The following is a 25,991-nucleotide window of genomic DNA, read 5'->3' as shown; positions in this document are numbered from 1 at the left end:
ATTACAGCCTGAATCCTGAACACAGATTTATCCTTTAACCGAGCCGATCAAGGCTCCTTTGGCAAAGTGTTTTTGGATAAAAGGGTACACAATCAGCACAGGCAAAATGGCTACAATGATCGCGGCCATCTTCAACATCTCTGTCGGCGGTGTCTCCATCTGCTGTCCAGGTGCAACCAGATCTATATTGGAAGCATTCAGCAGCATGTTTTGCAGCAATACTTGAATAGGCCATTTGGCTGAATCGTTCAGGTACAACAACGCCGCAAAGAATTGATTCCAGTAGCCTACGGCGAAAAACAAACCGAAAGCAGCCAATGCCGGCATGGACAGTGGCAGTACAATCGTGTACCAGGTTCGGATGGCACTACAGCCGTCAATGGACGCCGCTTCGCTGATCTCTGCCGGCAGGCTGTCGAAGAAATTTTTCATTAGTAACACCGTCCAGCCATTGGCGAGCGCAGGCAGGATTAATGCCCAAATATTATTGATCAGCCCCAGCTCCCGTACCAGCAAGTAATTCGGAATGATGCCCGGACTGAACAAGATGGTCAGTACAATCAGAAACATCAGAATCTTTCTGAATTGAAACCGCTTCTGGGATAGCGCATAAGCCAGAGAAGACGATACAGCCAGGCTGCACATCGTGCCCACGGTTGCCAGAAATGCACTGTTTCCCAGCGAGCGTGCAAAGGCAGGCGTGGATAACAAATACGTATACGCTTCGACAGACCAGTGTTCCGGGAAGAGTACGATTTTCTTTTGCAAATACTCTCCTGGATCGGTGAACGAAACGACAAAAACATAATACAGCGGGAAGAACATGACCACGGCCAACAATCCAAGAACAACAGCGTTCAGGGATTGCCCAACTCTCTCACTCCATTTCAAACGATGCATGCGAAACCTCCTTCCCCTGAAACAATGTCTGATCCGAATACGGGTATCGAAACTAGTAAACACCTTCCTGGCCCATGCGTTTTACCACGCGGTTTGCAACCACAACCAGCACCAGTCCAATCACCGATTTGAACAGTCCAACCGCCGTACTATAGCTAAAATCTCCCTGCTCGATCCCTGTACGGTATACATAGGTGTCGAATACTTCAGCCACTTCGGATACAGCACCGTTGTACATAAGGAAAATTTGCTCAAATCCAACCTCCATGATGTCTCCCAGTCTTAAAATCAGGAGCACGATGATGACACTACGGATGGCAGGCAGTGTAATGTGCCAGATCTGACGCAGCCGCCCTGCCCCATCCATTCGTGCCGCCTCATATAGTTGGGTGTCCACACTCGCCATGGCGGCCAGAAACACAATCGTTCCCCATCCTGCTTCCTTCCACATCGCTTGCAAAGTCACCATCACCCAGAAGCTGTCCGGGTTCGTCAATATATCCACTCGCGGCCAGCCCCATAAGGTGAACAGTTCGTTAATCAGTCCCGTTCCTTTGGCGAATAGCAGCAGCGTTAACCCGGCAATAATTACCCATGACAGAAAGTGTGGCATGTAGATAATCGTTTGAATTAGTCTCTTGTACGCCACACTTCGCAGTTCGTTAAGTCCCAAAGAAATCAGAATCGGAAAAGGAAAGAACAGAATCAGATTCAACAGACTAATCGCCAGTGTGTTTCGGAACAGCAAAGCAAAATCCGGATTGGCAAAGAGTTCAGTAAAGTGCTGCAGCCCGACCCACTCACTGCCCTGAATGCCACGAAAAGGGGAATAATCCTGAAAAGCAATGATGATGCCCCACATCGGGATATATTTGAAAACAAGAAAGAACAGGATACCTGGCAAGGCCAGCAAGTATAACGACTGGTCACGCCGGAGCGCGGACAGCAAGTTTAACCATTTGCTTCTGGCTGAAGTCTGCTTCCCCTTGACCGTGTTCATTCGTTGCTCATGGATGCTCATGGTTTGCAGCTCCTTCCCTCAGACTCACTGTCCGTTTCTTTTCTTATACGCCTCTATCATCTCATCACTCATCGCTTGAACATTCGGGTCATTACGCAGCGATTCCACAAAGGTATCCCAAGCTTCAATCGGCTCTCGGCCCAATATAATCTTCGCTTTCAGGTCCTGAATCTTCTTGTTGAGTTCAGGCAGAACCTTCTGCCCGGTCTCCGATTGAAGGCCTGCAGATAGATCGGCTACACTGGTTTTGTCCCGTTCGGCCTCCACTTTCTTGAACAGTTCATTCGCCTGTGTTTCTTCATCCGTTTCGCCTGTCGTATCCCAAGGCAGGTCAATAACGTTGACGATATGATTGAAATCCGAGGCGTTATCCGCCGTCAATTTCTCGGTATTCGTTACCTTTTTGCCATCCACCACTTCATAATGTGTGCCTTCAATCCCGAACTGCTGAATTTCAAATACTTCGGGGTTCATCCAGGTGTCCAGCAACTTCAGAATACGTTTCATCTTCTCTTCCGGCACACTCGCTGGGATCGCCAGAATACCGTTGTATCCAGCCCCTTTTGGGTTGTATCCATTCAGATTGGTCAGAGGGTAAAAGTCCGTATATTTGAAAGAAGGATCAACCTTCTTCAAATCATCAGCATAGATTTTGCGCATCGTTCCTGTCTTGTCCACAATAATGCCCGCCTGATTACGCTTGAACAATTCCCTTGCCTGTGTCAGCTTGAGCGAAAGCAGATCTTCCGGCATCATGCCGCTGCTGTAGGCTTTGGTCAGATATTGAAGGGATTCTCTAACCTCAGGCAGCAACTCCCTGTAGATCAGCTTCCCTTGCGATTCATCCCATTTCCAACTGCTGTTGGTTCCAATAAATGAACTTTCAATGGCACCCAGTACAGGACCAAGATTGCCTCCCCAGCCAAGATCATCCGGACTGATATAAGCGGCAAGTGCCGTCGTATCTTTGGCTCCATTCCCATCCGGGTCCTGCTCCACAAAAGCCTTCATCACTTCGAACAGCTCATCCGTGGTCTCCGGCACCTGCAAATTCAATTTGTCGAGCCAATCCTTGCGGATGATGAAAAAGGAGTCTCCGGTTACCGGGCGGGGGCGGGGAATACCATAATTGTTGCCATCCGCTGCCTTGGTTGTTTCCCAGGCAATGTCGGGAATACCGTTGCTCAGATTGGGATAATCCTTGATATAAGGCGTGACATCCCAGAAAGCCCCTTGTTTGACCATCTTGGTAAACGTGCTTCCGAACGGGTCATTAATCATGATCAAATCCGGGATATCCCCTGAAGCGAGTGTCAGATTCAGCTTGTCACCATAAATATTGTTGGAAACCCACTGGATGTTCATTTTGGAATTCGTCGCCTTTTCGATCGCACGCTTGATGACATTATCATCCGCTGCAGGAACCGCACTTGGCGTAATCGTCATGATACTGACTTCCAATGGATCATCCGCATTACCATTGCTTCCGTTCGCCTGGCCTTCTTCTTTATTTCCGCATGCACTGAGTACAACAGATAAAACCAACACAATGGATATGATCCAGGTTAAACTACGGGTGTTTCGTTTCCCCACTTTTTGCATGAGCTTTCCCATCCTCCTTAGTATCTTAAACCTATCGTATTAATCGGATTAATACCTAAAAAAAGGGGCTTCTACAGGCCAATGAAGAATGATCTTCGGCACTGGTCAAAGCTTTCACTCACTATATCGAACACCCGTATTTCCTGCAATTGCACTTTTTTGCACCTGTTAAAATCGGCATAAATAGCCTCTAAACCCTTTTGTCTCAGCGATATGGCCTGATAATTCTCTCGTTCCACACCTGTACTTCGATATAACGCTCCGGTCCGAGATCACCCTGTTGATTCCATTCCTGAGGCAGGCAGATCCTCCCATAAGATCTCCGGTTCGGTATACCATGATTCCAACCACGCGCATGCACCCAGGGTCAAGTAATGAGGATAATGGTTGCTCGGTTTCCCACCTTTGGTGATAAACTGCTCGTACGCTTTCCGCTCAAGTTCTCTGCGAATCATCATGTAATCTGCTGATCGCTGACTGGCAAAATTCCGGCCTTCCTGCCAGATATGCTGCGCAACAGCTTCTGCATCCTGCTCGGACAGACTGGAGAGATTGCGGAATGGTCCAACACTTTTTTCAAAATAATGATACGCTTTCAAGTCTGTCATACGGTACCACCTCCATGTACATCTCTTCGTCTCCCGTTTCGTTAGTCATAGTGTACATCATGCCAACATGTATGGAAATAACTGTAGTAAACCATTCCCTCTGGTGCACTATGCCATTTCAATTACAGTACCATCTTCGGATCGCTGCTTCGCTACTCCAGAATGATTCAGCACCTCTCCATCCAATAAGTGATAAACTAATAAAAAGACATTTTATCTTCAACAGGCTTAAAGGGAGGTTGTGTGTATGTTAGGCATTAAAGTACAGCAAGTAGAGAATAAACTCATCATCCGTTGGCAGCTTTCCAAAATAGAAATTCCCATCTCAGATATTAAAGCAGTTACCCTTGATGATACATATGGTGGAAGTGAGCCTTCAGCCATTCGAATCGGCGCAGCGTATGGCGCTTCCGAAACAATCCTGATCCGTACAACCAATCAATCCTACATCTTGTTTACTTCCAATGAGGCATTGTATCCAAAAATCAGTGCCATGCTATCCAATAATTCAGGTGAGCGGAATGCGTCAAACTTGCAACTTGCTAACGAATCTAGCGCACCTTAAAGGTCCGATTCTCAAGGCAGGCCAAATTAACGCGAACAAGAGGCGTCCACCGTCATGTTCATGACTTATGGAACAGCCCCCTTTTTTTTCACGTCGGTAGAAGTTCAGATAATACCCCTATCTCCAACTCCACTTCGGTAATTGATCCAGCGTAATGACTTCTTCACTATTATATACTTCCTTCAAATACGCCACGGTATTATGATTGCCACCCTTTAGGAATTCCCCTGTCCAGGTACAGAACCAGCTCCAATGTACACCTTGCTCTTTCATCTGCTTTGGATCAGGAATGGAGCCATTCTCGGCTAAAGCAATGATTTTGCTGTCATTCACTAATTCACGCAGATTTTCATAACGCTTAGCTAATGGGCTGTGATCGCCTGCTTCTGGATACACATCCACACTCACAATGTCCACCACATCGTCACCCGGATACCAATCCGGCTTTTCCGAGTTCCACACCCAGATCAGATTACCCAGCTCATACGTGTTGACCAATTGATCATACATTAGGCGGTATAACTTTTTGGCAGGTTCAGGTCCTTGGGCTCCCCACCAGAACCAGCCTCCTTCCGCTTCATGAAGCGGCCGGAATAACACAGGCACCCCAGCCTCCTTGAGTTCTTGCAGATGTACTGCAATGGCATCGATATCCCGGATCAATAAGGTATACTCTTGCGATTCAGGATGAGCCAATGCTGAATCGAGATCGTAGGTGGTGGCATCCATATAGAAACCGCGCCACCATTCTTTGCCTGGTTCATCTATCAGATGAGTAGGTGCATTCCAGTGCCAACACAATGTCACAATTCCGCCTTGCAGATGCCATGCAATCGCATCCCGAATCTCCTGAGAGATCGCGCCGCGTTCTGTCCTTGATGGAGAATAATCCATGAGATCGAATCCAATTACCGCCGGCTTGCGGCCTGTATTCTCATTAATCCAGTTCAGATTGCCGTAATCCTGCTGGCCGGACAGTACCCCTTTTCCATAACGCTCCGCCAAGTACTTCATCAGTTCTCTAGCCTCGGAAGTCGCATCTTTATTCACCAAATAACCGCTTATCTTTTGTTCCGTCATTGATAATCCCCCATTCCAAGGTAGGATACATAGAGACCCAAATATCAAAAACACCCGAATTACGCATCCTACACGACTACGCCAAGCCCGGTTAACCAACTACACCTGAACGTTCAATACTTTCCACGAAATAGCGCTGTACAAATAAATACAAAATAATGAGTGGTGCAATCGCCAGCAGAATTCCTGTATCCACGATCATGGCAACATAATTGGGGTCTGCCTTCATGCCCGAGTTCGAGCCAAAACCCATCAATTGGGGAATTAACTGGTTCGCCTGGGCAGGCAATGAAGCCACCTTCAGCGAGATAAGCGGGCTTTCACTCATGAATAGCGCGGAATAGAACGTATCGTTGTACTGCCAGACAAACGAGAACAGAATGACTGTGATCAGCGGTGAAATGGCGTTCGGCAGCATAATTCGAGCAAATGTCCGAAATCCGCCTGCTCCATCAATCAACGCAGCTTCTTCAATTTCCTTGGGCATGCCCTTGAAGAACTGGCGAAAAATATAAATGAACAGCCCCGCCTTCAGCCCACCAGCCGTAGCCGCAGTAATCATCGACGGCCAGTATGTATTCAGCAGGTTGATCCCTTCTCGCCCCGTGAACAGCCGAATCATGCCGAGAAAATCAAAGTTGCGGAAATGCAGATACATCGGCACCATCAGGGTGCTTGTCGGTACTAAAATAGTGAGGATGACTAATACAAACAGCACATTGCTGCCGGGAAAAGAAAAGCGGGCGAAGCCGTACCCGGCTAACGCACAGGATATCGCTGTGAGCAGCGTTGTAATCGTGACGAACAACAACGTATTCGCCAGCAAAGGTAAATAATCCATCACCTGCGCCGCAAGCTTGATATTATCCAGCGTAAAATGCTGGGGAATCATATAGATGGTCGGATTATAGATATCCTGTTTATCTTTGAACGCAACCGAGATTTTAAGAAACAATGGATACAAAATAATAAATGAAATACCAATAATCAATGCATATCTGAAGATGGAATACAGGAGGTCCGATGTCTTGTTTCGTACCCTCTGCATGCGGTAGTTCTCTTTCGGAACCACCACCATGCGATCCGTTCCCGACACAGCCATAGTCTCATGCCTCCTTCAACGTTCGTTAGCTTTCAGTTGTAATGAACCCGTCGTGACAGTACCCATCCCACAACAACCAATACCAGACCGATGACCAGCGTATACAGCCAGGACATGGCTGAGCTCAGGCCGAAGTTCTGGGTTTTAAATGCCGTCTGGTAGATGGCCTCCGTCACCGGGCTACCTGCAAAGGAATCAATAATCGTATAGATGACATTCGTCAGGATCAATGGACTCACCATTGGAAACGTAATTTTCCAGAAGGATTCATAGGCCGTTGCACCTTCAATTTTGGCCACTTCATACATCGAGCCGGGTACCGATTGCAGCGCAGCGAGGAAGATCAGAATCTGTACGCCAGAGCTGCTGACAATATCGTAAATGCGCATGATGGCTTCAACGATGTAATCGACATATGCCATTGGCAGCCCCACATCATTCAGCATTCGCACGATTGAAACGACGTTGAACGAAGCTCCCCCCTCCGCCGACGTATCCACTGCACTGATGTCTCCCATCAGATTGATCAGACCTGCGGACTCGGCCGCCGCCACAGCACTGGAGGCCAGAATGACCGGCAGGAAGAAGATCGCACGTGCCATCGTTCTGCCCTTGAATTTCTGGTTAAGCAGTGTCGCCGTAAATAAACTGAAGAATAGAATCATCGGCACATTCAGCAGCATCGCTCCGACCGAATCCACCAAGATCCGGTTAAATGTTGCATCGACCAGGATGGCATCTTTGAAATTTTTCAAACCGACAAAATCCAGTACATAGCCTCCTGGGGCAACCGACAGATTGCTGAAACTGAACCGGATCGATTGCAGCAGCGGCGTAGCGAACAAGAAGATGAAACCAATCAACCAGGGCGAAATAAACGCAAGGCCAAGCAGCGCTCTCCGTGATTTCAAGGATAAACGAAGGGTTCTCATCGGTTCACTCCTTCCACTGCATAGTCCGCCCCGCCAACGGTAATTCCATCAATCGTTACCGGATCAGCCGTATAATTCACCAAAATCGTTGCATCGCCACTATATGTGACACGCACCACGCCATCCTGAACTCGTTCATGCTCGGTTATTGGCTGGTTCCGCAAATGACCTAATACCTCATTCGCTTCCTTGTATAAGGCTGCTGCGTCATCTACCCAATAGGCAAAGTCAGTGGCATAAGCCGAATCATAACTGGTCAGCTTCAGCTTGGACGATGGTTCATACGTCCATTGAAACTGCGGAGCTGATCCCAGCTCCAGACTGCGGAGCAGCTGTTTGCGCAGATCCTGATCCCCTGACGTATTCATTGCGGAAGCAGCGTAGTCCATATATCCATGAATGACCATCTCATAAAAAGGAACTTCCTCATCGGTAATGTTGAACCGGCTGGAGCCTGAGGGAGCATTAACAATATGCTGCGTATATCCCCACGCATACGCATTAGCGGATGATAACATCATGTTTGGATATTCCTGCTGCAGCTTGCCCAGCTGCTCCTTCACGATGTTCTTCGCGGTCTCCCGGTGGATGACACGACTATCCCGATAATCCGAGCTCAATACCTGCCCGAGATCACGCAGCGATAATGCGCTGAGTTCCAATTTGTTGATTTTCCCGGCAAACTCGCTCACCACATACGGCAGCTTGGCGGCCGACAACAGATAATAACTGTCTTTGCTCTGATCCATCCGGTTGAGGGCAGGACTGTATGGATACAGTTCAGCCGTCTCCTTGGTGACAAATCGCGCTGCATCGGAGGATGGGGCAAAGTTCCAATCGTCGTGGTAAATACGCTGGAACGCCACATCAGGGAATAACGCTCCACCGGACTGCTTCAGTTGTTCAGACAGATCATGCAACTCGGAACGACTGCCCACTTCACTGTCCAGCTTGACCTGTGTCGGTGTATGGTGGCTGAAACCTCCGCCAAACCATCCCTGATACCGCATCTGCACGCGGTTCACACCTTCCTGCTGCAGCTTCGCAGCCATTTCAGCCGCTTGTTCATATGTCGTCATAGCCAATGTGGTCCGATAAGGTACACCCAGGAATGAAGCTTTTTTGTCCACTGCACCTAACACATCCACGTAAAAAGGCAAGGCTGAATCGTCCTCCAGCGGTTTCATTACGTTCTGCCCAACCAATTGCTGCTGATACAAACGGGCCATCCCGGAATAGCTGGCATCCTTACCATTAAGGAAATGGTATCGCACCTGAATATCCCCGCGGAATGGTTCCTCGCTTAGTAGCTGAATCTCCTGCATCTTTTGCGAGGTATACATCTCCAACTCATCCTCACCCCGCAGGGAGAACGTGCCGTAGACGTGGTTATAGCTATTTTGCCTGCCTCCAATGTCCGCAGAGATACTGGCCATGCCATCCCCTTTTTCAATCACGGCAAACCAGGCATGTTCACCGTTCTTCAAACCAAAGACAGGCATATGGACAGATTCACTAACCTGCGGGCGACTGAGTGAATTGTCATTCGGATCTGCACCATACACACGCTGTACGTACTGCTCCTCTTTGACCTTTCCGTTATTCAGATGGATCAGACTACCTGATCCGTCAGGTACAAACATATAACCTTCACCTTTCGTATCGGCGGCACCAAAATAAGCGAGCAGATCGATATTACGAATACGGTATTGACCGCTCTCTTTCACCTGACTTAGCGGCACGGTTACAACCAGCGAACCTTGATCCAGCCGATATTCCACCGGAATGACGAAGCTTGGTTTATCCGATGTGCCCCCGCCTTCGACTCCATTCTCCTCATTGTCAAAAGCAAGATCGTCAGCGGTGTAACCCGCCGTCTCAAAGGCATCCAGCATCTTGTTCAGTACAAGCTGCTTTGATATCTGTCCATCCAACCGTTCCAGCACATCCGGATTGTTCTTGGTTGGATAGTAGCGGGCAGATGTATATCTTGCGACTGTGGCATCCAGTTTCGAAAGTACCTTCTCCTCCAGACGCTGTTTGCTTATCAGTTTGGGCAGAGCATCAATGCCTAGCGAGGTATCCCCAAGCGTGTATGTAACACGAATGCCCTGATCCACATTGGCAGCTGCGAACTGTTTGTTGCTGATGCTGGAGCTAAAGTTCGGAAAGTTCTCCAGTGTACCGATCGCATCCCGAAATGACACGTTCAGCTGGGAGGACAACACTTCCTTTTCATAAGCGGAAGCCAGGCCATCCTGATTACGTTCGTTCGGATTGCTGTACCAGATCTGTCCACTCGCTCCATCACGAACGGCAATTTCCGTCGTCTCCTCGTTGTAATACAACGCCAGCCCCCGGTCTTCGGCGACCAGTTGCATACCCAGCACACCCTCTGAAGAATCGGTGAGGAATTGCAATGATTCGGTCTCAGTTGGCATAGCCTCTGTTGTTACTTCAAGATAAGCCGTTGCTTCCACGGCAGGTACTCCCCTGTTATTGATATACAGCAGTCCGGCTGTAAGCAGGATCACAGCAGCACCACTGGCCAGCACCGTATATATTCGTTGCCTTTTGTTCACGGATGCCGCCTCCTTTAGGTCCGAAAAATCAACTCGCGGTAGATGTTGTAACCGAATTCATATAACTGCTGCAACATGCTGAACACCAATGCTCCGAGGAACACGATTATGCCCATGACAATTAACGTCAGCAGCATCGTCAGGATCGTTTTGATCACGGTGTACTGGTGTACCGTCATCGTGCCAATGAAGAGCAGCAGCACGAACCAGAAGAACGCGATGCTATTAAACAAATAATAAAACGCCGTCTCTTCCTGTACCATAAACCGGCTGATGATAATCATCGGGACATAGATCAAAATGATCGGAATAAGTGAGTATCCTGTTGCCAGAAAAATCTCCTTGAACTTCCCTTCACCTTCCATCAGGGTGGTTACAGCCCAATTGGCTATGCACCAAAGAAAGAACGGTACTGCAACCGTTGCGATCTCCCCTATGCTGTTGATTGTGCGAGGATCGATGTAATTCACAAGAAACCCCGCGTATTGTTTTTGCAAAATCATCATGATAATGGTAAGCGCCAGTGCTCCAAAAGCAACGGTCAACCTGCCCCGCTGATCCGACTTGATATCCCAGAATGCATCAATGGGGTGAAAAATGAGATGCAGCGGAAACTTAATGTAATCCTGCTTCACGGTCAATCTGCCTCCTCCGTCTCCATTTAACCGCCACTCGGACCAGGATCAGAATGAAAATCAGTGCGATGGCAAGCGTCAGAAAGGTGCCGAAATGTTCCTTCATCATCTCTCGCCGATATCTTTTGAACGCGACAGAATAACTTTTGCGATCCATACCCAGTTCGAAATAACCCAGAGCTTCCTCGTTTTTCTTCTCCATCAGCAAGGATTTTCCGATACCGATATAGGCGATATCATAGTTGGCGTTCAACTTCAGCACTTCTTTCCAAATATGAACAGCCTCCGTATCCTCACCCTGATAATGAAGGGCAACCGCCTCATTCACGCTGGCTCCAAACCGTGTTGGCTCATAGATAACCAGATTGCTTTTCCCCCGATCCAGTACCAATTGATGATCCCCGGATTGTTCCATGGCGACTGGTGTTTTGAGCGTTCCCACCTGATTTCCTTTGCCTCCATATACGTAGAGCAGATGACCTTCATCATCGTAAGTAAACACCCGGTTCTGCGTCGCATCCAGCACACTGTACATACCGTTGCCCAGTACCTTCACATCAATCAGTTTGGACGGACCCGGGTTATTGCGGAATCTGATATCTCCTTTGACTTCAAAATAACCAAACCTCTTCAGCACATCCTCGCCGGATGGATTGAGACGTTTAATCGGTTCGCTGGAACCCGGGTCGATATTGGTCGCATATACGAACCCTTTGGAGTCGATATCGACATTGGAAAACTCGGTCGGTACAAACAAAACCATCTTTGCCCGCTGGGCTTTGGTTGAGAGCATCCGCCAAATGTATTCGCCGTAGTCGCGTTCCACCTTGTTCGTACCAACGTATCCAATGAACTGGCCGCGCTCGTCAAACTGCATAATTCCTTCGTAAACACCCTGAGCCACCACATACACGCGGCCTACCCGGTCCACAGTCAATTTCAGCGGTTGGAACTGAAAATTGGTCGCGAGGATATCGGACTCCGGCTTCGTAATCGTATGGACCAGCTGACCTTCCGCATCCAGGACAACTACACGGCTGTTCCCCGTATCAGCGATGTATACTCGATCCTCTTCATCCACGAATAATCCACCTGGCGTATTAAAACTCTCCTTGCTGCCGTCCATCATAAATCCTTCGATCACCCGCAGCAGCTTATAATCCGCGTCCAGGACAACAATTCGGCTGTTGCCACTGTCCAAAATATAAATCTGCCCGGAGGGAGAAACGTTTACATCACCGGGGTCTTTGAATTCGCCAATGCCCAGGTCGCTGCCCGAGATGGTTTGCTTGGGCAGATAGGCATCCGGTGAAGGAACGGCCTCTTTCCAGTAGTTGTAGTTATAACTCTCATACGGCGCCGGGGAGGCCGCCGCAGGCACGGCATTCACCAGCAGCAGCGATACTGCCGCCAGGAGAACAAGCCATCTTTTCACTGTGCGTGCCATATCGTTCCCCCTTATTCCTTCATGCCCGAACTCGCCATCGTCTCAATGATGCGGCTCTGGGAGAAAATGAATAGCGTAATGGGCACACTCATCAAAATAAGTGCTACCGCAGCACCTGCCCCGGCCCGGGATATCCCGCCCTGAATGATCTGACCCGCCGCATAGTGCAAGGTCTTGAGCTGTTCACTGTAGATGTACCCATTGCCATCACTGCCCCACAGCATCTGGAACAGCAAAATGATCAATGTGAGCCAGGCTGGCTTTACATTGGGCATGACAATGGACCAGAAAATCCGGTATTCACTGGCACCGTCAATTTTGGCTGCTTCCAGCAACGCATCCGGGATCTGCTCCATGAACTGCTTCATCAGATACAGACCCAATGAATAGGCAAATGCCGGAATAATGACGGCCCAATACGTATCAATCCAACCCAGCCATGACATGATCATATAGTTGGGAATGGCCGTCACGGCAGGTGTGAACATCAGGGAAAGCACAACAACCTGGAACATGAACACTTTGCCCGGAAATTTGTGCTTGGCGAGTGGGTACGCCGCTGCCGAAGCGAGCAGTACATGGCCCACGATGCCAATGCCCGTAATAAATACCGTGTTGAATATATATCGTGAGAACGGAACCCACGAGTCACTCAGCAGATTCAGCAGATCCGTAAAGTTGCTGAACGTTGGATTTTTGACAAATAGTGTGGGTGGAAAAGTAAAAATCTCATCCAGCGGTTTGAACGCATTATTGATCGCATAGATCAGCGGCAGCACCATGAAAGCACCAAATACGAGCAGAAGGGCAAACAGGGAGATGCTTCCTGATAAAGAGCGGTTGACCCTCTTTTTGCCTGTCGCAATTGCAGCCATAGCTATTCTCCCACCCTTCGAAGCAGTTTCTGTACCAGCAGGTTGGTGCCCACCATAATCATGAACAGCACGGTTGCAATCGCCGAGGCGTATCCCATCTCAAACCGCGTTGTACCAAAGTCGATCAAATGGGTCACCACCGTCTCCGCCGCATAGTTCACACTTGGGAACCCCGCCAGCGCAATGGACACATCCGCCACCGCGAATGAGGTCGTAAGTTGAATGACCGCACCGAACATCAATTGCGGGCGCATCGAAGGCAGGGTAATATACCAGAGTTCCTGCCAGCGATTTTTGATTCCATCTACCGCACCTGCTTCATATAACGTCCGGTCTACGGTCTGCAAACCGGCGATAAACGCCAGAAAGCCTGTGCCAAGACTTAGCCACAATTGCACCAGAATGAGGATTGGCATAATGTAGGCTTCCGTTTTCAACCACTGGATTGGCTCCAGCAGAAATCCCCATTTGATCAGCAGTCCATTTGCTATACCGTAGCGATCCCCCGAGAAAATCATCAGCCAGATAAAATAGACGTTCCCCGATATGGATGGCGCATAGAAAATCAGCGTCATGAACGCTCTCCATTTGGGTGTTAATTCATTAATGATCCACGCAAATACGAAACAGGCAATATAGCTGATGGGTCCGGTAATAATGGCAAACAGCAACGTATTTTTGATAGCAATCAGAAATACGTCATCCTCCAGAAACAGCCGGGTATAGTTCTGCCAGCCAATAAAACGCGGAAACTCCAACATGTTGAAATAAGTGAAGCTGAGTATGATGGAGATGACCACCGGAATCACAGTGAACATGATGAATAGGATCATATAAGGAGCTAGCAGTACATAGGAATGTTTGCTGGCCTTCATTTCCTTGAGCTTCCAGGACCACCATGATTTCATGCCCATGCCTGGTGTTTTCTCAGGAGGACTGTTTTGTCCGTCTCGGAGTGATATTTGTGACACTGTTAACCCTCCCTCTACTTACGGAAGACCAAATTCATTACGCTTGACTCGAATCTCGTCCTGAATATACTGGGTGTAATCCATGATGGATTCCCTGGCTTCCACTTGGCCAACAACCGTCTTGTAAAATGCATTGAACAGATGGCGTCCGGTAAAATAACCGCCAGGCACCTCGGGAATGCCCTTTACCGTCTCGAATTGTGCTTTCAGATTCGCATAATCCTCAGCAGGCCACGGAAGTGAATCGAGTGCCTTGATGTTGGCTGTCGGATAACGCGCAGCCGCACCCATCAGCCCTTCCATCTCGCGGCCAAACTCAGCCTGAACCGTTATACTGGTCCACCATTTCATGAACTCCCACGCGGCCTCTTGGTCCTTGGCGCTCTCCAGCATCATGACCGCGCTGCCGCCACCCGGAACGTCCCGATTCAATGTTCCATCCGGCTGCACAGTCCCCGGAACCGGAACAAATCCCCATAATCCACGGATCTCCGGTGCAAATACAGACAACTGGTTATACATCGTGTAATCCGTCAGACCAATCGGCATCTGTCCGGTCCGGAAACGGTTGGCAAAGTCATACTCCCGCTCCAGCTTGTAATCGGTATAAAACTCTGTCCACTTCTTAAAGGTCTCAATACCGATGCGCGAGTCCAGATCCGATTCCTTGCCGTCATTCCGATAGAAGGAGCCTCCGTTCTGCAGCAGCATTGTGGCATACTGCGAGTTAGGCGGGATATTGACCCCCTGAATGTTGGCTTGGGCCACCACCGGCATGCCAAATTCCATATGATTTTTACTCAGAATCGCCAGCAGGCTCTCGACATCATCCCACGTTTGAGGAACTTCAAGCCCCAGCTCTGCAAGCACATCTTTTCGATAAAACAACATATTAAAGGTCTGTGTCTCCGGCAGGGCGTACACGCCTGAATCATAGGCGTACGGTACGATGGCACTGTCTCTAAACTCCTGTTCTACCGTGGTATAGTCACTGAACTGGGTGAGATCCACCGCCGAGTTCCGCATCGCAAAGTTCACCGGCAGATCATTGCCGATCTGCATCGCTACATCAGGTCCTTCACCCGACAAGGTGGCTGGCAACAGCGTACCCATGTTGACCAGCTTCAAATTGACGTTGATGCCGCTCTCCGGTGTGAATGTCTCATCAATCATCGCTTTCATCGTGTTCGCCTGATCACGGCCACTGCCGATCCAGACCGTCACCGTGCGCTGATCCTCTGATGTGGCTACGTTCCCGATCTGGTTATAATCAATGAAGAACGAGTGATAGAATGTCTTCGCTTCATGACCAAGCTTCGCCAGTGGACCCGTACCCGTTCCGGGAATGCTGCTGTCTAATGAAGCTACATAGAGAGCATCAATCTCAAGCGGTTGCTCGCGAGCCTGCTGCACCCATGTCCCCAGTCCGCCTGTGTTCGTTTTGTAAGCGGCAAGTCTTCTTGGAATGGTATCCGGCTTATCGATCATCTCATCCAGCTGTTGGGCCATCGTTTTGATCAACGCTTCCTGATCGCTGGACTGGCCTGACAGAAGACGAAGTTGCCTTGCAACTTCCTTCAGACGTTTGCTTTCTCCGCTAAACACCTCCAGCAGATTTGGGATCTGCTTCTCCACCCGATAATCCCGGAATTCATCCGGCTTGGTGCCTGTAATCATTAGGATTCTCCGGTACATGGAGTTCAGGTTGTACAGGCTGTCCTCCACATTGCGAATAAGTGGTGCGAAGTCGCCCAGGCTGTTCTCCAGCCGAATGACATGTTTGCCTTTATCCAACTGGAACTTGTAAGCATCCTCACCGCCCAGCACATCAATGCGATAGTCGCTTTGGTAACGGAACGGGGCTTTCGTCATCTCCGCAAACGGAATCTTGCCATCGATGGTCAGCTTGCGTGTGGAATAGATGCCTTTGACAAAATTTTGCTGAGCGGTAAAACCAATATGATAAAGTCCACTCTCCGGCACATCCACTTCCCATTCGATCCACTGTCCTGGCAGACGCCAGTTAAAGCCACCAATCGTATTAATACGCACTTGGGAAGCACTGTACGGAGATACGGCTGAACTTGATCTTTCACTGGTTGGATATAACGTAGGTGAAGATTTGGCAACAGCCGCTTCCCCTTCAATTCGGATGAGCACATCCTTAGGCTGACCGGAAGGACCCATCTGCTTGGCCCCCGCGGTTTCCGCATAAGCAACGGCTGGCTTCTCGTTGAATAGTCGTATGGATCGAATTACCATGGGTTCGCGAGAGGATTTCAGCGTTAACGTGTGCTTCCCTTTTTCCAGATAGAATTTGAATGGAGCCTGTTCATACCCGTCCGAGTCCTGAAATGTTTCCTCCATCCAGCGGGGCTTCTCCACTTGTTTTGGACGAAGATCATTGCCCTGATTATCCTGTTCAACAGCTTGTTTCTCATTGCCCCATACCCGGTCAAACTGCAAATAGGCGGCTTCCGCAAACGGAAGTTCACCGTCAATGTACAATGCACGCTCAATGGCCGAACTCTTGCCTTCTACGGGAAAATAGACAGCAGAGAGGTTGTACAGCCCGGTTTCCGGTACTTCAACTACCCAGTCGATCTCGCCTGTCTCCCCAGTATGAAGCGATACACCCGGCCTGCCCTCATAATTATTCAGCTTGCGTACCTCTTCACCCTCTGCCCGTATGTAGTCTCCTGCTTCGATGGTCATATCCACATTCGGACGTGAGGCCTCGCCTGCTTGGGACAGATATTGTTCATATCCGTTCTTCTGCCTCGTCTGCTGCAAGATGGCATCCACCTTAATGGCAGGCAAACTGCCAGAAGGCACAACTGCACTCTTTACACCTGCACCGGAAGTAAGCAAAAGTATAATGCAGACTGCCGCTGCTGCAATGACTATGGGCAGGATCCATTTCTTTCGTTGTAGAATTCCAGCCATCCTACGAGCCCTCCTCATCAAGGCTGATGCCAGCAATGCTTAAATGGTGATACAGGAAAAGAGGTACCCGTGCGTGAGCCCGGACACGAGGCACCCCTGTCTGAATCATGCTGGTATTACTGTTTGCCAAGTTTATCGACTGCCGCTTGTGCCTGTGCTTTATACTTCTCAGCTGTTGCTGTAACGGAAGCATTGTTTTTGATAATGTCGTTTACATAGTCACCGATTGGATAACCCGCGTAGGCGTCATCCAGCAGGATGCGGCCCGTTCCCGCGATATGCTCGCGAATCATAGCGATGTCCTTCTCGTCGGTATAACGGCTTTCCAGGTAATCCTGACCTGGGTACTCTTCAATCTGCGGAATGTCGAAGGTTTCTTCATAGATTTGGTATACCATTTTAGGATCTTCCACACCTTTGGGAATGAATTTTGCTGAGGCAGCGTTGTTGGCGTATGTTACATCCTTGTTACCCTGAGGACCGTTCGGAATTGGTACGACTCCAGCAGCAAAGGTGATATCGCCCAACTGCCATTCCGCAGCAGTGAACAAAGCCACATCTCCATCCTTGAATGTGTTGCTTTCCTCCCAGTTCGTTTTGTCGCCTGTTTTGACTTTCACAACATTCTCGACGTTATACAGGCGTTTGACGAATTCGGCAGCTTCAATCGTTTTCGGATCGGATAATCCTTCTTTTGAATGTTCGTCGTCTACGATCGTGCCGCCATTGGCTGCAGTAAAGTGACGAAGTACGTCGATGGCCCAGCCAGAGAACCCGTATACGTCAATTTTTCCGTCGTTATCCGTATCTTTGGTCGCCTGTTTCGCCAGTTCCATGAATTTATCCCAATTCCATTCGCCTTTGTTGTATAGCTCCTGAGGATCAGGCAGCGACAACTTCTTGAATAAGTCACGGTTATAGTGAAGTCCCAGACCGATGCTGGTTGGAGATTCAAATGCGTAGTAGTTGCCTGCGATGGCAGGGAATTTCGTGATCAGGTTTGCCTCTTGGTTGATGTTATTCTCAGCTGTGGTGAATTCGGAGATCGGAAGCAGTTGCCCTTTGAGGATGGCGGGTAATGCGGATTTGTACTCCATCTGAACGATGTCTGCGAACGGTTCGCCAGCCAGCGCTGTCGTGGTAAATTTGTTCATGTATTCTTCGAATGGCACGTTTACAAACTCAATTTTCACGTTGTATTTCTTCTCGACTTCAGCGATTTTATCCAGTCTAGCCTTATCCGATGCGGTCTCCCCCGCTGGCTTTAGATCCCACCAGGCCGCAACCTTGATGACACGTCCACCCAAATCAGGTACATCTACGGCCACTTCTTCTGTTCCGCCTTCTTTGTCTGTCTCGACGGTTCCAGTGCTATTGCCCGAATTCGCTGGTGCATCATCAGCCGGCTGAGCCGTCCCCCCACCACTGCAAGCGGATACAAAAAGCATTACGACCAATAACATGAGCGGCAAAACGTTCCATTTTCTAGTCACGATTTTAACAACCTCCCCGAATGTGTATACAAATCATGGTCCGGCATAACTCCCTGACTTTCATTTACCCTAATGAAATTCGACGACCACCACCATTTGTTATTTTACCGTTTGGTTTTGACAAACAAAATTTAACATAGCATAATGTAAGCGTCAACATTTTTATTGTTAACATTTTCTAATTATTCTGATAAAATGCTGTTATATCGCTTTAATACCTTATGATATAGCATATTATCCGAATACCATTCTGAGTACTTCCATATCCAAAACGAAAATCATTTTTGATTATTTTGTTATTTTATAAAATAACAAAAAGATAATAACCCATTCAAAATTCGCCTTTTTCTCCTGCAACACGTCCATTCGCCAAGGTCTATTTTCGTCGGTACATGTATGGAACACTAACATTTTCACTTCTACAGCCGTTATTAGATTAAGAGAAATACATCATGATATACTAGAAACAGCTTTATTGCACAATGTAAGGAATACGGCAGAACTACGAGTGTAAGGATGGTATGATGAAGACGAAGGTAACAATTCAGGAAATTGCACATTTTACAGGTCTGTCGAAATTTGCGGTCTCACGAGCACTGTCCGGAAAATCAGGTGTTAGTGAGCAGACACGGGACGTTATTCTTAAGGCCGCTGGCAAACTTGGATATTTCAAAGATAACAGCATGTTGTCTGGTGATATGTATAGCAGCAATGAACTTCAGGACCCGCAGAACACGCGGTGGAGTGGCACCATTTTGATTTTGTTTCCTAATGTTCGTTATCAGAATCAGGAATCCGTATATTGGGGGCCTGTCTTTAACGGGATATCCTCCAGACTGAACCAGAAAGGCATCAATATTCTTACTCTGACAGAGCCTTCTGCGGATCAACTGTTCACGTTGCTGAATCCGGATGCCATTCGGGGCATTATTACGGTTGGTTCTATCTCCACACCCATTCTGCTTGAAATTAAGCGTCTGGGCATTCCCGTCGTCATGGTGGATCATCTGGACCCCGTCTTTCACAGTGACAGTATTTTCACAGACAACTTTGCTTCCATGCGTGACATTATGCTCTATTTGCTGCGCAAGGGATTCAAACGGTTTCAGTTTGTTGGAAATACCAGTGATGCGCACAGCTTCTATGAACGATGGGTCGCCTATACTTCGGTATTAATGGGGCATGGATTGGAAATGAATCAGATCCCCGAACTAAGCAGCCCGGATGTGGATGATTTTCGCAAGACGTTCACTTCGGTCATTCATGAGGGGAATTTGCCTGAGGTTTTTGTCTGTGCCAATGACTTCTATGCGCTATACACCATCGAGGCTCTGGAAAGTATTGGGATTAGTGTACCCGACCAGTGCGTAGTCACCGGTTTCGATAATGTGTATGATAATATCCCTGTACTCGCCACAGTTAATGTGAACAAGGAATTGCTTGGTGCGCGTGCGGTTGACCAGATGTTATGGCGAATTGTCAACCCGGAGAGCAGTGTGGAGAAAAAGCTGATTCTTGCTGATGTGATGATTCGGGAACAGTACGGAAGACATAGCGGATAAAACGGCAAGGTAACCATAGACAGCAAAACACCCCCATATCCAGTGTTCGGCTGGCTTGGGGGTATTTGAATTTGAATGTCAAATAAAAAATAGTTGATGTTAAAAGTCCATTCTACGTATCTGTCCGGACATCATCCCAATCTTGATCCAGATAACAGATCAGCCAATTGAGCGCACGGTGACGTTCGTAGGCCACTCCGCCATTCAGACCCCCGGGAGGTGTTTGCTCCTTCACACGACTGTCTACACACACCCAGTTGTACCGGTAGATTAGATCCGCTGCATCCAAAATCTCACTTTTAGAGCGAAGCTGTGCCCCGGCTACAAAGGCTTCAACATCGTCACATTGCTGCAAATACCCTACATCTTGTCCTACGTTACAAAGATTTACCGGAGCTCCAAGTTCCTTGACGTAGCCAAGCGCCCATAACATCACATGATAAGCCTCATATCCCCATGAAAAGGAGATAACCTCCTGATGCTCTGCCCCATGCTGCTCCACAAATCTTCTCTCCACAGGTGAAAAGAATGAAGCTGCATCATACTTGTCGATCACTTCCTGGACCAGCGCTGCTGTATCTTCTGCGCTCTCCCCCGCCCCCAGGCATTCACCCTTGAGAGCTGCAATACAGAGGGCTACCGCGCGATCTGCGACTTGTTCTACACTGCGGATCGTTGTATGCTCATCCTCCGCTCTTGCAGGTAAATGAACATTGAATGGGATTCCTTGCTCCGTTAGAAGCTGCTCGGAGCGCTCTTTACGCTGCATTGCAGATTCCGATGGGGGTCTGGCATCATCCAGAAAACTGGTGTGCGCTGTCACTTTGTAATCCTCTACTTCGGATTCTCCGTTGACATCCAACAGCAGCTGACCTTGCGCATTCAGCAAGGAGCCACCTCCCCAGAAGATGACTGCATCCAGGGCATCGGCCAGATGCAATAATTCATTAAAGAATTCTTCGGAAATGTCTTCTTCTGTCTCGATCCCAACAACCATATTCAGTGTAGAGCATTTAATAAGTACCTTTTCCTGCAGCGCAGCATTCTTTCCCTCAATCTGACTTAGAAATCCCAGCATCCCCTGAATCATTGCAGTAAATTCTTCAGGGTAGGTCTGGCTCGTCATGATATTGAAGCCCTTTGTCTTCTTACTAAATAACTTCTTGCGTGTAACTTGAATATGGGTTTTGTCTTCCTTACGCTCAATTGTATCCTGAGGGTATATGGATTGTATCATTTCAAACAACTGATCCAGGTCAAACTGCGAGCTGTATATCGCACAATTTCTCATGAGGTTCACCTTCTTCTTTCTATATAAGTTCAACTAATAAATATTTACACTGGCACTCCGATGACAGAACAACCTTCCGATCGCTGTTATCCCCAGATTTTGTTGATTCCCTTCTCCAAAGGGAAAAATCCGGGGATAAAGGCGAGGTCTATGCTTCCGATGCAGCTTTCTTTCAGAAAGCTTTTAGCTTCGCTTCTTCAGGTTATTTCTGTCCTCTCCGTTGTTGTGTAAATGTTGAGTTGAACATATCTAACTAGTCCTTATACGGGTCGAATTCATTACCTCCGGCCATCGCGACACCTACGGGACGCAGGATATGGTTGATTTTCAAGGTATGCGCATGCGCATTCAGCACGTCCTGCAGCTTCTTGTACACAAATGGACTTTCATCCGTTCCTGCACCCCGAAGCTCCACACCATAGGCACGAATCGCCGCTTGCATCTGTTCCTCGCTGATCTCCCCACCCATGCGTGTACGCAGCTTATAATTCATTTTGCCAGCCGCCTGGGTTCGGCTCATAGTGCGCCCTGCACCATGCACGGTGCTGCGGAAAGACTCGGTATTCTCTTCGCTGTGGATTCCTTCCACGATCACCGAGATATCTCCCATGCTTCCGCCCACAAAACCGAGCTGGCCCGGTGCCAGCGGCGTTGCTCCTTTGCGGACCACCACCACGTCTTCGCCCATATGCTGTTCTTTCCAGGCAAAGTTATGATGGTTATGAACCGAATATTCTGCGCTCGCTCCGAGGATGCCCAGAACCTGCTCAATCACATAATCGCGCCCTGCGTATGCATACCGGCCGGCCAATGTCATCCCGTCCCAATACATATCACCCATTTCACTCTTGAGGTCAAACAGTGTTGGTGGTTGGTCCATCGATTCTCCCGGCGCTTTGCCACTAAACGCACGTCCGGCAGCCAGATTCAGAAAACCACTGGCGACCTTATGCCCAAAGCCACGACTGCCAAAATGGTTTGCAATCCATACTTTACCCGTCGCCTCTTCCACAAAAATATCAACAAAATGATTACCACTGCCCACAGTCCCGAGCTGGTTGCGCGCGAGTGTCTTCAACTTGTGTTGTAGTCCAGGCTCAATGGAATCAAACAGCTTCCAGCTGGCATCGTCGAACAGCTCATGCTCCACAGGATTTGGATTGTTGCGTCCTACACCGAAGGATATGGTCGCATTAATATCATCCATAATCAAAGCAATCTGATCCCGTATATCATCCCACATCAGGTTGGTGCGCACTGCCTTGTTACCGCAGGCAATATCATATCCAACCCCTGACGGACTGATCATGTTCCGGTAGGCAACTACGCCCCCGATGGGCTGTGAATATCCTTTGTGATGGTCTGCCATTAGAGCCACGCCCAGTACATCTCCATACTGCGAGCAAGTCACCGCCTGACTTACCGCATTCTCCAGCGGCTCCCCCCAGACTTTAATGTTATCTACGATACGCATGATCTGGTTAACCTCCTTTTGTCTTCATTAAAACTTACAATTAAATATGTACATTTAAATATATACGTCCCTGCCCACAACTTTCTTTATTTTACCAAAGAGGGACCCTTCCCGAAACTATACATTCCTTCAGCTCAAAGATATCCGTATAAAGTAAAAAAAGAGAGCTAGGCTCTCTTTTACATGATCAGTCCCTATTTTATTTCTTACTGATCTTAAACTTGAACTCCCACGTCGCTGTGTTACCCGAATAACGGCCCCTGTTCTCCGTCACGACAACCGATAGAGTCTTGTTGATTGATTTGGTAATGGAGGAAACCTTAACGTTCATACTTTTGCTCCCTAGATCAGGGATTTTGTCCTGCTCTTCGGCATTCGCTTGTAATTTCAGCATATCTGTAGGTTTCAGATTCAACGTGACCGACGAACCCTCCTCCAGGCTCTTGCCGTTCACACTTGCCCCTATAGCCCATTCATTACCAACGGAATTGTTCTCCACCAGTTCTGCACTGACAAGCGTCACGGTCACTTTAACCGTCTTGGCAGCGGCATAGGATGTTGGGGAACATACAGCGAATACCAAACTCAGAATCATCAAGACATTAGCCCATTTTTTGAACACGAGAGTGCCTCCCTCATATCAGTTCATTTATTTCGAGACTATGCCTTATTCGCCCTGCTCCTTAAGTAGTCCTTCTACCTATTAGACATTTTCCGTGATATATTGATTAATTAAAATGCTTCCGGTAACCCTGAACTTTCTCATCTTTAAAGCCCAGCTTTTCATAGAAAATATGAGCCTCTTTGCGCTGATCGCCAGACACCAGAATCATGTATTCACATCCAAGATCTCTCGCAATGTGCTCAATCTGAAGCATAAGCTTCTGACCAATTCCCTGTCTGCGTACCCGATCGGATACAATCACATTCTCCACAACCATGAAGGGATTGCACTGACCCGCCAGATCCATACATTCAATACCCATAACCGATCCGGCCAGTTCGCCGTCGTAAAATGCACCGAGTACATGGTAGTGCCCATTTTGCTGGATATAATGAAACATCTTCTGCATCTGTTGTTCATTAGTCGGTGTACCCATCAATTCGTTGTATAATTGGCTTAGCGCCGGTAAATCCTCAAGTTCGATTGCTTTAATGGTAACCATAATAACCCTCCTGATTTTGCCCTATTTCACATACGCTGTCTTACGTTAGGTCCTTCTTAAAATAATAATGACTGTGTCCGGTCGGTGCATTCTCGATCGTTGTGATCAATTGGTAGCCATGCTTCTTGTAAAATTCAGGTGCTTGATATGAGAAAGTATTCAACATGACAAAATCACAAGATTTCTCTCGCGCAATTCGCTCAACTTCAAGCAACAACTGAGAACCATATCCCCGATGCCGTTGTTCAGAATCCACCCAAAGAATATCAACCTCCAGCCAGTTCCAGCAAAGTGTACTAAGCACACCTGCAACTATCTCGCCGGTCTCATTTTTGATATTGAAATTCAGTTCTTCGTAACGATGCCTTAATTCCTCGCTCACATGCGCAGCATTAAATGCGATAAGTTGCTGGCGAACATACTCTGAATCCTCTGAAGTACTTGGATTGATGTTTATTTGGGACATCCTCTTCTCCTCCTTCTCGTCATTACTTCGTGGTAAACATCTGAATAGGACCTTCCCAGTCAGGCTCTCTAGCCTCTTGGTATTTATTATCGGTATATCGTGCGATGACCTTACGCCAGAAAATCTGAGCAGGCTCATTCGTCTCCATCTCCGCTACTTTCCATGTCCCAGGGAAAAGGTTGAACACATGGATGGCAGCTTGCGCACCCATTCCCAGCTTTCTGTATTTTTTCATTACAAAAAACTCTGCCATAGCGTATATACTCGTTCCCTGTTCACTCTCGATTTCACGAATCAGTGCGAATCCCGCCAATTGTCCTTCTACCCGAAACAAAAAAGGATATCTGCCCGCTTCTGTCCAATAATGGTCCAGGTACACATACTCATATAACCCGTTTTCGTTAACATCTTCCGGGTCATACTCACTAAAATCGTATTTGTACAACTCCATCAGATTACGCAAAGTTGATTTATGTTGGTAATCCGCCTTATGAATCGATAACATGAGATTATTTCCTTCTTTCCGTTAGGTTTCGCAGGGGTTCTTTATTTCAGTAGTCTATAATTTACTAAGATATAGTTCAATCCTGAGAACAGCGTAACTCCTGCCGCCAGCCATAATAAAATCATATCAACCCGCACATCCGTCAGCAAACTGAACGGAAAATTATTCAATAATACAGCGATGATGGCTGCCACCTGCAGCACCATTTTGATTTTGCCATATCGATCAGCAGCCAAGGCAATTCCCTGTTCACTCGCAATCATACGCAGTGCTGTAATGACAATTTCACGTCCAATGATGATCACAGCAATCCATGAACCGATCAGATTCTCCTGAACCATCATAATCAGTGCAACCGAAATCAAGAGTTTATCTGCCAGTGGATCAAGCAATTTCCCCAGATTGGTGATCTGATTATATTTTCGCGCCACATACCCATCCAGCTTATCCGTACCCGCAGCCAGTGCAAAAATAATAACGCCAATCACCAGACCATGCTGATCCAAAAAACGAATAAGTTCACTCGACTCCTGTATCCATGATGGCAACGGGATGAAGCACAACATAAATAAAGGAATCAATGTCATTCTTGCCAGGGTAATCTTGTTAGCCAGGTTCATGGAAAACCTCCCTCTACTTCACTCCAATATGTTGTGATTTCTCCACCCTTGCGCCATCCTCCTTTTTTTCACAAAAAAAGAAAGGGCAGACTGTATATCATACAGTTGCCCTTCTTCGGAATTTTTTAATGTATTCCTCTGTTCCTCA

23 protein-coding genes are annotated in these 25,991 nt (G+C 47.9%); 2 read left to right on the top strand and 21 right to left on the bottom strand.

Annotated elements, in window-relative coordinates:
- Nucleotides 1-27: 27 nt before the first annotated feature.
- The 4 genes from AC4PM4_RS18170 to AC4PM4_RS18155 form a co-directional block, all read right to left on the bottom strand.
- The gene (locus AC4PM4_RS18170) at nt 28-900 is read right to left on the bottom strand and encodes a carbohydrate ABC transporter permease (protein ID WP_491614220.1); all 873 of its coding nucleotides are present in this window, start codon (nt 898-900) and stop codon (nt 28-30) included.
- 52 nt (nt 901-952) lie between these two features.
- Nucleotides 953-1,900 (bottom strand): ABC transporter permease, encoded by a 948-nt coding sequence (locus AC4PM4_RS18165; RefSeq protein WP_274570503.1) that lies wholly within the window; start codon nt 1,898-1,900, stop codon nt 953-955.
- Nucleotides 1,901-1,945: 45 nt separating this feature from the next.
- Nucleotides 1,946-3,523, bottom strand: coding sequence for an extracellular solute-binding protein (locus tag AC4PM4_RS18160; protein WP_256337961.1), 1,578 nt, complete (start codon nt 3,521-3,523; stop codon nt 1,946-1,948).
- A 272-nt stretch (nt 3,524-3,795) separates the two neighbouring features.
- Nucleotides 3,796-4,131 carry a hypothetical protein gene (locus AC4PM4_RS18155; RefSeq protein WP_488731355.1) on the bottom strand — a complete coding sequence of 112 codons (336 nt, stop codon included), beginning with the start codon at nt 4,129-4,131 and terminating at the stop codon, nt 3,796-3,798.
- A 247-nt stretch (nt 4,132-4,378) separates the two neighbouring features.
- Between AC4PM4_RS18155 and AC4PM4_RS18150 the strand changes: the two genes are divergently transcribed.
- A complete protein-coding gene (locus AC4PM4_RS18150) occupies nt 4,379-4,696 on the top strand; it encodes a SunI/YnzG family protein (protein ID WP_491614219.1) in 318 nt (105 codons plus the stop codon).
- Nucleotides 4,697-4,813: 117 nt separating this feature from the next.
- Here the strand turns inward: AC4PM4_RS18150 and AC4PM4_RS18145 are convergent, their stop codons facing one another.
- The 10 genes from AC4PM4_RS18145 to AC4PM4_RS18100 form a co-directional block, all read right to left on the bottom strand.
- The gene (locus tag AC4PM4_RS18145; RefSeq protein WP_491614218.1) at nt 4,814-5,776 is read right to left on the bottom strand and encodes a glycosyl hydrolase; all 963 of its coding nucleotides are present in this window, start codon (nt 5,774-5,776) and stop codon (nt 4,814-4,816) included.
- Nucleotides 5,777-5,867: 91 nt separating this feature from the next.
- Complete coding sequence (locus AC4PM4_RS18140; RefSeq protein ID WP_079696486.1) at nt 5,868-6,878, bottom strand: carbohydrate ABC transporter permease; 1,011 nt, start codon at nt 6,876-6,878, stop codon at nt 5,868-5,870.
- Between the two features lie 32 nt (nt 6,879-6,910).
- Entirely contained in the window at nt 6,911-7,810 is a 900-nt protein-coding gene (locus tag AC4PM4_RS18135; RefSeq protein WP_090954384.1) for a carbohydrate ABC transporter permease, read from the bottom strand.
- Complete coding sequence (locus tag AC4PM4_RS18130; protein WP_491614217.1) at nt 7,807-10,392, bottom strand: DUF5696 domain-containing protein; 2,586 nt, start codon at nt 10,390-10,392, stop codon at nt 7,807-7,809. Before AC4PM4_RS18130 ends, AC4PM4_RS18135 begins: the two co-directional genes overlap by 4 nt.
- A 14-nt stretch (nt 10,393-10,406) precedes the next feature.
- On the bottom strand, nt 10,407-11,027 hold the full coding sequence (locus AC4PM4_RS18125; RefSeq protein ID WP_491614216.1) for a Yip1 family protein: 621 nt from the start codon (nt 11,025-11,027) through the stop codon (nt 10,407-10,409).
- Nucleotides 11,008-12,474, bottom strand: a complete 1,467-nt coding sequence (locus AC4PM4_RS18120) for an NHL repeat-containing protein (protein WP_491614215.1) — start codon at nt 12,472-12,474, stop codon at nt 11,008-11,010. The genes AC4PM4_RS18125 and AC4PM4_RS18120 overlap by 20 nt, the downstream gene beginning before the upstream one ends.
- Before the next feature lie 11 nt (nt 12,475-12,485).
- Nucleotides 12,486-13,349 (bottom strand): carbohydrate ABC transporter permease, encoded by an 864-nt coding sequence (locus tag AC4PM4_RS18115; protein ID WP_064639582.1) that lies wholly within the window; start codon nt 13,347-13,349, stop codon nt 12,486-12,488.
- Nucleotides 13,350-13,351: 2 nt separating this feature from the next.
- The gene (locus tag AC4PM4_RS18110) at nt 13,352-14,263 is read right to left on the bottom strand and encodes a carbohydrate ABC transporter permease (RefSeq protein WP_064641001.1); all 912 of its coding nucleotides are present in this window, start codon (nt 14,261-14,263) and stop codon (nt 13,352-13,354) included.
- A 75-nt stretch (nt 14,264-14,338) separates the two neighbouring features.
- A complete protein-coding gene (locus AC4PM4_RS18105) occupies nt 14,339-17,266 on the bottom strand; it encodes an extracellular solute-binding protein (protein WP_491614214.1) in 2,928 nt (975 codons plus the stop codon).
- Nucleotides 17,267-17,382: 116 nt separating this feature from the next.
- Nucleotides 17,383-18,759, bottom strand: a complete 1,377-nt coding sequence (locus AC4PM4_RS18100; protein WP_240321348.1) for an ABC transporter substrate-binding protein — start codon at nt 18,757-18,759, stop codon at nt 17,383-17,385.
- 521 nt (nt 18,760-19,280) lie between these two features.
- Here AC4PM4_RS18100 and AC4PM4_RS18095 point away from each other — a divergent pair.
- Entirely contained in the window at nt 19,281-20,321 is a 1,041-nt protein-coding gene (locus AC4PM4_RS18095) for a LacI family DNA-binding transcriptional regulator (protein WP_231952619.1), read from the top strand.
- Nucleotides 20,322-20,433: 112 nt separating this feature from the next.
- On the opposite strand, the gene AC4PM4_RS18090 is transcribed toward AC4PM4_RS18095, so the two are convergent.
- The 7 genes from AC4PM4_RS18090 to pgsA all read right to left on the bottom strand — a co-directional run bounded on the left by AC4PM4_RS18090 (nt 20,434) and on the right by pgsA (nt 25,843).
- A complete protein-coding gene (locus tag AC4PM4_RS18090; protein WP_090808543.1) occupies nt 20,434-21,612 on the bottom strand; it encodes a DUF4272 domain-containing protein in 1,179 nt (392 codons plus the stop codon).
- 253 nt (nt 21,613-21,865) lie between these two features.
- Nucleotides 21,866-23,086: an RtcB family protein gene (locus tag AC4PM4_RS18085; RefSeq protein ID WP_400346635.1), complete on the bottom strand. Its 1,221-nt coding sequence runs from the start codon at nt 23,084-23,086 to the stop codon at nt 21,866-21,868.
- Between the two features lie 199 nt (nt 23,087-23,285).
- Nucleotides 23,286-23,708, bottom strand: coding sequence for a hypothetical protein (locus AC4PM4_RS18080; RefSeq protein ID WP_256337960.1), 423 nt, complete (start codon nt 23,706-23,708; stop codon nt 23,286-23,288).
- 106 nt (nt 23,709-23,814) lie between these two features.
- Entirely contained in the window at nt 23,815-24,252 is a 438-nt protein-coding gene (locus AC4PM4_RS18075) for a GNAT family N-acetyltransferase (protein WP_063564138.1), read from the bottom strand.
- Nucleotides 24,253-24,292: 40 nt separating this feature from the next.
- A complete protein-coding gene (locus tag AC4PM4_RS18070; RefSeq protein WP_036669633.1) occupies nt 24,293-24,718 on the bottom strand; it encodes a GNAT family N-acetyltransferase in 426 nt (141 codons plus the stop codon).
- A gap of 22 nt (nt 24,719-24,740) precedes the next feature.
- Nucleotides 24,741-25,223 (bottom strand): GNAT family N-acetyltransferase, encoded by a 483-nt coding sequence (locus tag AC4PM4_RS18065; RefSeq protein ID WP_269055011.1) that lies wholly within the window; start codon nt 25,221-25,223, stop codon nt 24,741-24,743.
- Between the two features lie 41 nt (nt 25,224-25,264).
- A complete protein-coding gene (gene pgsA / locus AC4PM4_RS18060; protein ID WP_072734099.1) occupies nt 25,265-25,843 on the bottom strand; it encodes a CDP-diacylglycerol--glycerol-3-phosphate 3-phosphatidyltransferase in 579 nt (192 codons plus the stop codon).
- Nucleotides 25,844-25,991 lie beyond the last annotated feature (148 nt).

It is taken from the genome of Paenibacillus sp. MDV22-iso6 (genome assembly GCF_058408365.1).
This window is presented reverse-complemented; position numbering and strand designations above follow the sequence as displayed.

Bases quoted from the DNA above. Each gene is read 5' to 3' on its own strand.
- AC4PM4_RS18170 (WP_491614220.1), bottom strand. From the start codon at position 900: ATGCATCGTTTGAAATGGAGTGAGAGAGTTGGGCAATCCCTGAACGCT.
- AC4PM4_RS18165 (WP_274570503.1), bottom strand. From the start codon at position 1,900: ATGAACACGGTCAAGGGGAAGCAGACTTCAGCCAGAAGCAAATGGTTA.
- AC4PM4_RS18160 (WP_256337961.1), bottom strand. From the start codon at position 3,523: ATGCAAAAAGTGGGGAAACGAAACACCCGTAGTTTAACCTGGATCATA.
- AC4PM4_RS18155 (WP_488731355.1), bottom strand. From the start codon at position 4,131: ATGACAGACTTGAAAGCGTATCATTATTTTGAAAAAAGTGTTGGACCA.
- AC4PM4_RS18150 (WP_491614219.1), top strand. From the start codon at position 4,379: ATGTTAGGCATTAAAGTACAGCAAGTAGAGAATAAACTCATCATCCGT.
- AC4PM4_RS18145 (WP_491614218.1), bottom strand. From the start codon at position 5,776: ATGACGGAACAAAAGATAAGCGGTTATTTGGTGAATAAAGATGCGACT.
- AC4PM4_RS18140 (WP_079696486.1), bottom strand. From the start codon at position 6,878: ATGGCTGTGTCGGGAACGGATCGCATGGTGGTGGTTCCGAAAGAGAAC.
- AC4PM4_RS18135 (WP_090954384.1), bottom strand. From the start codon at position 7,810: ATGAGAACCCTTCGTTTATCCTTGAAATCACGGAGAGCGCTGCTTGGC.
- AC4PM4_RS18120 (WP_491614215.1), bottom strand. From the start codon at position 12,474: ATGGCACGCACAGTGAAAAGATGGCTTGTTCTCCTGGCGGCAGTATCG.
- AC4PM4_RS18115 (WP_064639582.1), bottom strand. From the start codon at position 13,349: ATGGCTGCAATTGCGACAGGCAAAAAGAGGGTCAACCGCTCTTTATCA.
- AC4PM4_RS18110 (WP_064641001.1), bottom strand. From the start codon at position 14,263: ATGGGCATGAAATCATGGTGGTCCTGGAAGCTCAAGGAAATGAAGGCC.
- AC4PM4_RS18105 (WP_491614214.1), bottom strand. From the start codon at position 17,266: ATGGCTGGAATTCTACAACGAAAGAAATGGATCCTGCCCATAGTCATT.
- AC4PM4_RS18095 (WP_231952619.1), top strand. From the start codon at position 19,281: ATGATGAAGACGAAGGTAACAATTCAGGAAATTGCACATTTTACAGGT.
- AC4PM4_RS18090 (WP_090808543.1), bottom strand. From the start codon at position 21,612: ATGAGAAATTGTGCGATATACAGCTCGCAGTTTGACCTGGATCAGTTG.
- AC4PM4_RS18085 (WP_400346635.1), bottom strand. From the start codon at position 23,086: ATGCGTATCGTAGATAACATTAAAGTCTGGGGGGAGCCGCTGGAGAAT.
- AC4PM4_RS18075 (WP_063564138.1), bottom strand. From the start codon at position 24,252: ATGGTTACCATTAAAGCAATCGAACTTGAGGATTTACCGGCGCTAAGC.
- AC4PM4_RS18070 (WP_036669633.1), bottom strand. From the start codon at position 24,718: ATGTCCCAAATAAACATCAATCCAAGTACTTCAGAGGATTCAGAGTAT.
- AC4PM4_RS18065 (WP_269055011.1), bottom strand. From the start codon at position 25,223: ATGTTATCGATTCATAAGGCGGATTACCAACATAAATCAACTTTGCGT.
- pgsA (WP_072734099.1), bottom strand. From the start codon at position 25,843: ATGAACCTGGCTAACAAGATTACCCTGGCAAGAATGACATTGATTCCT.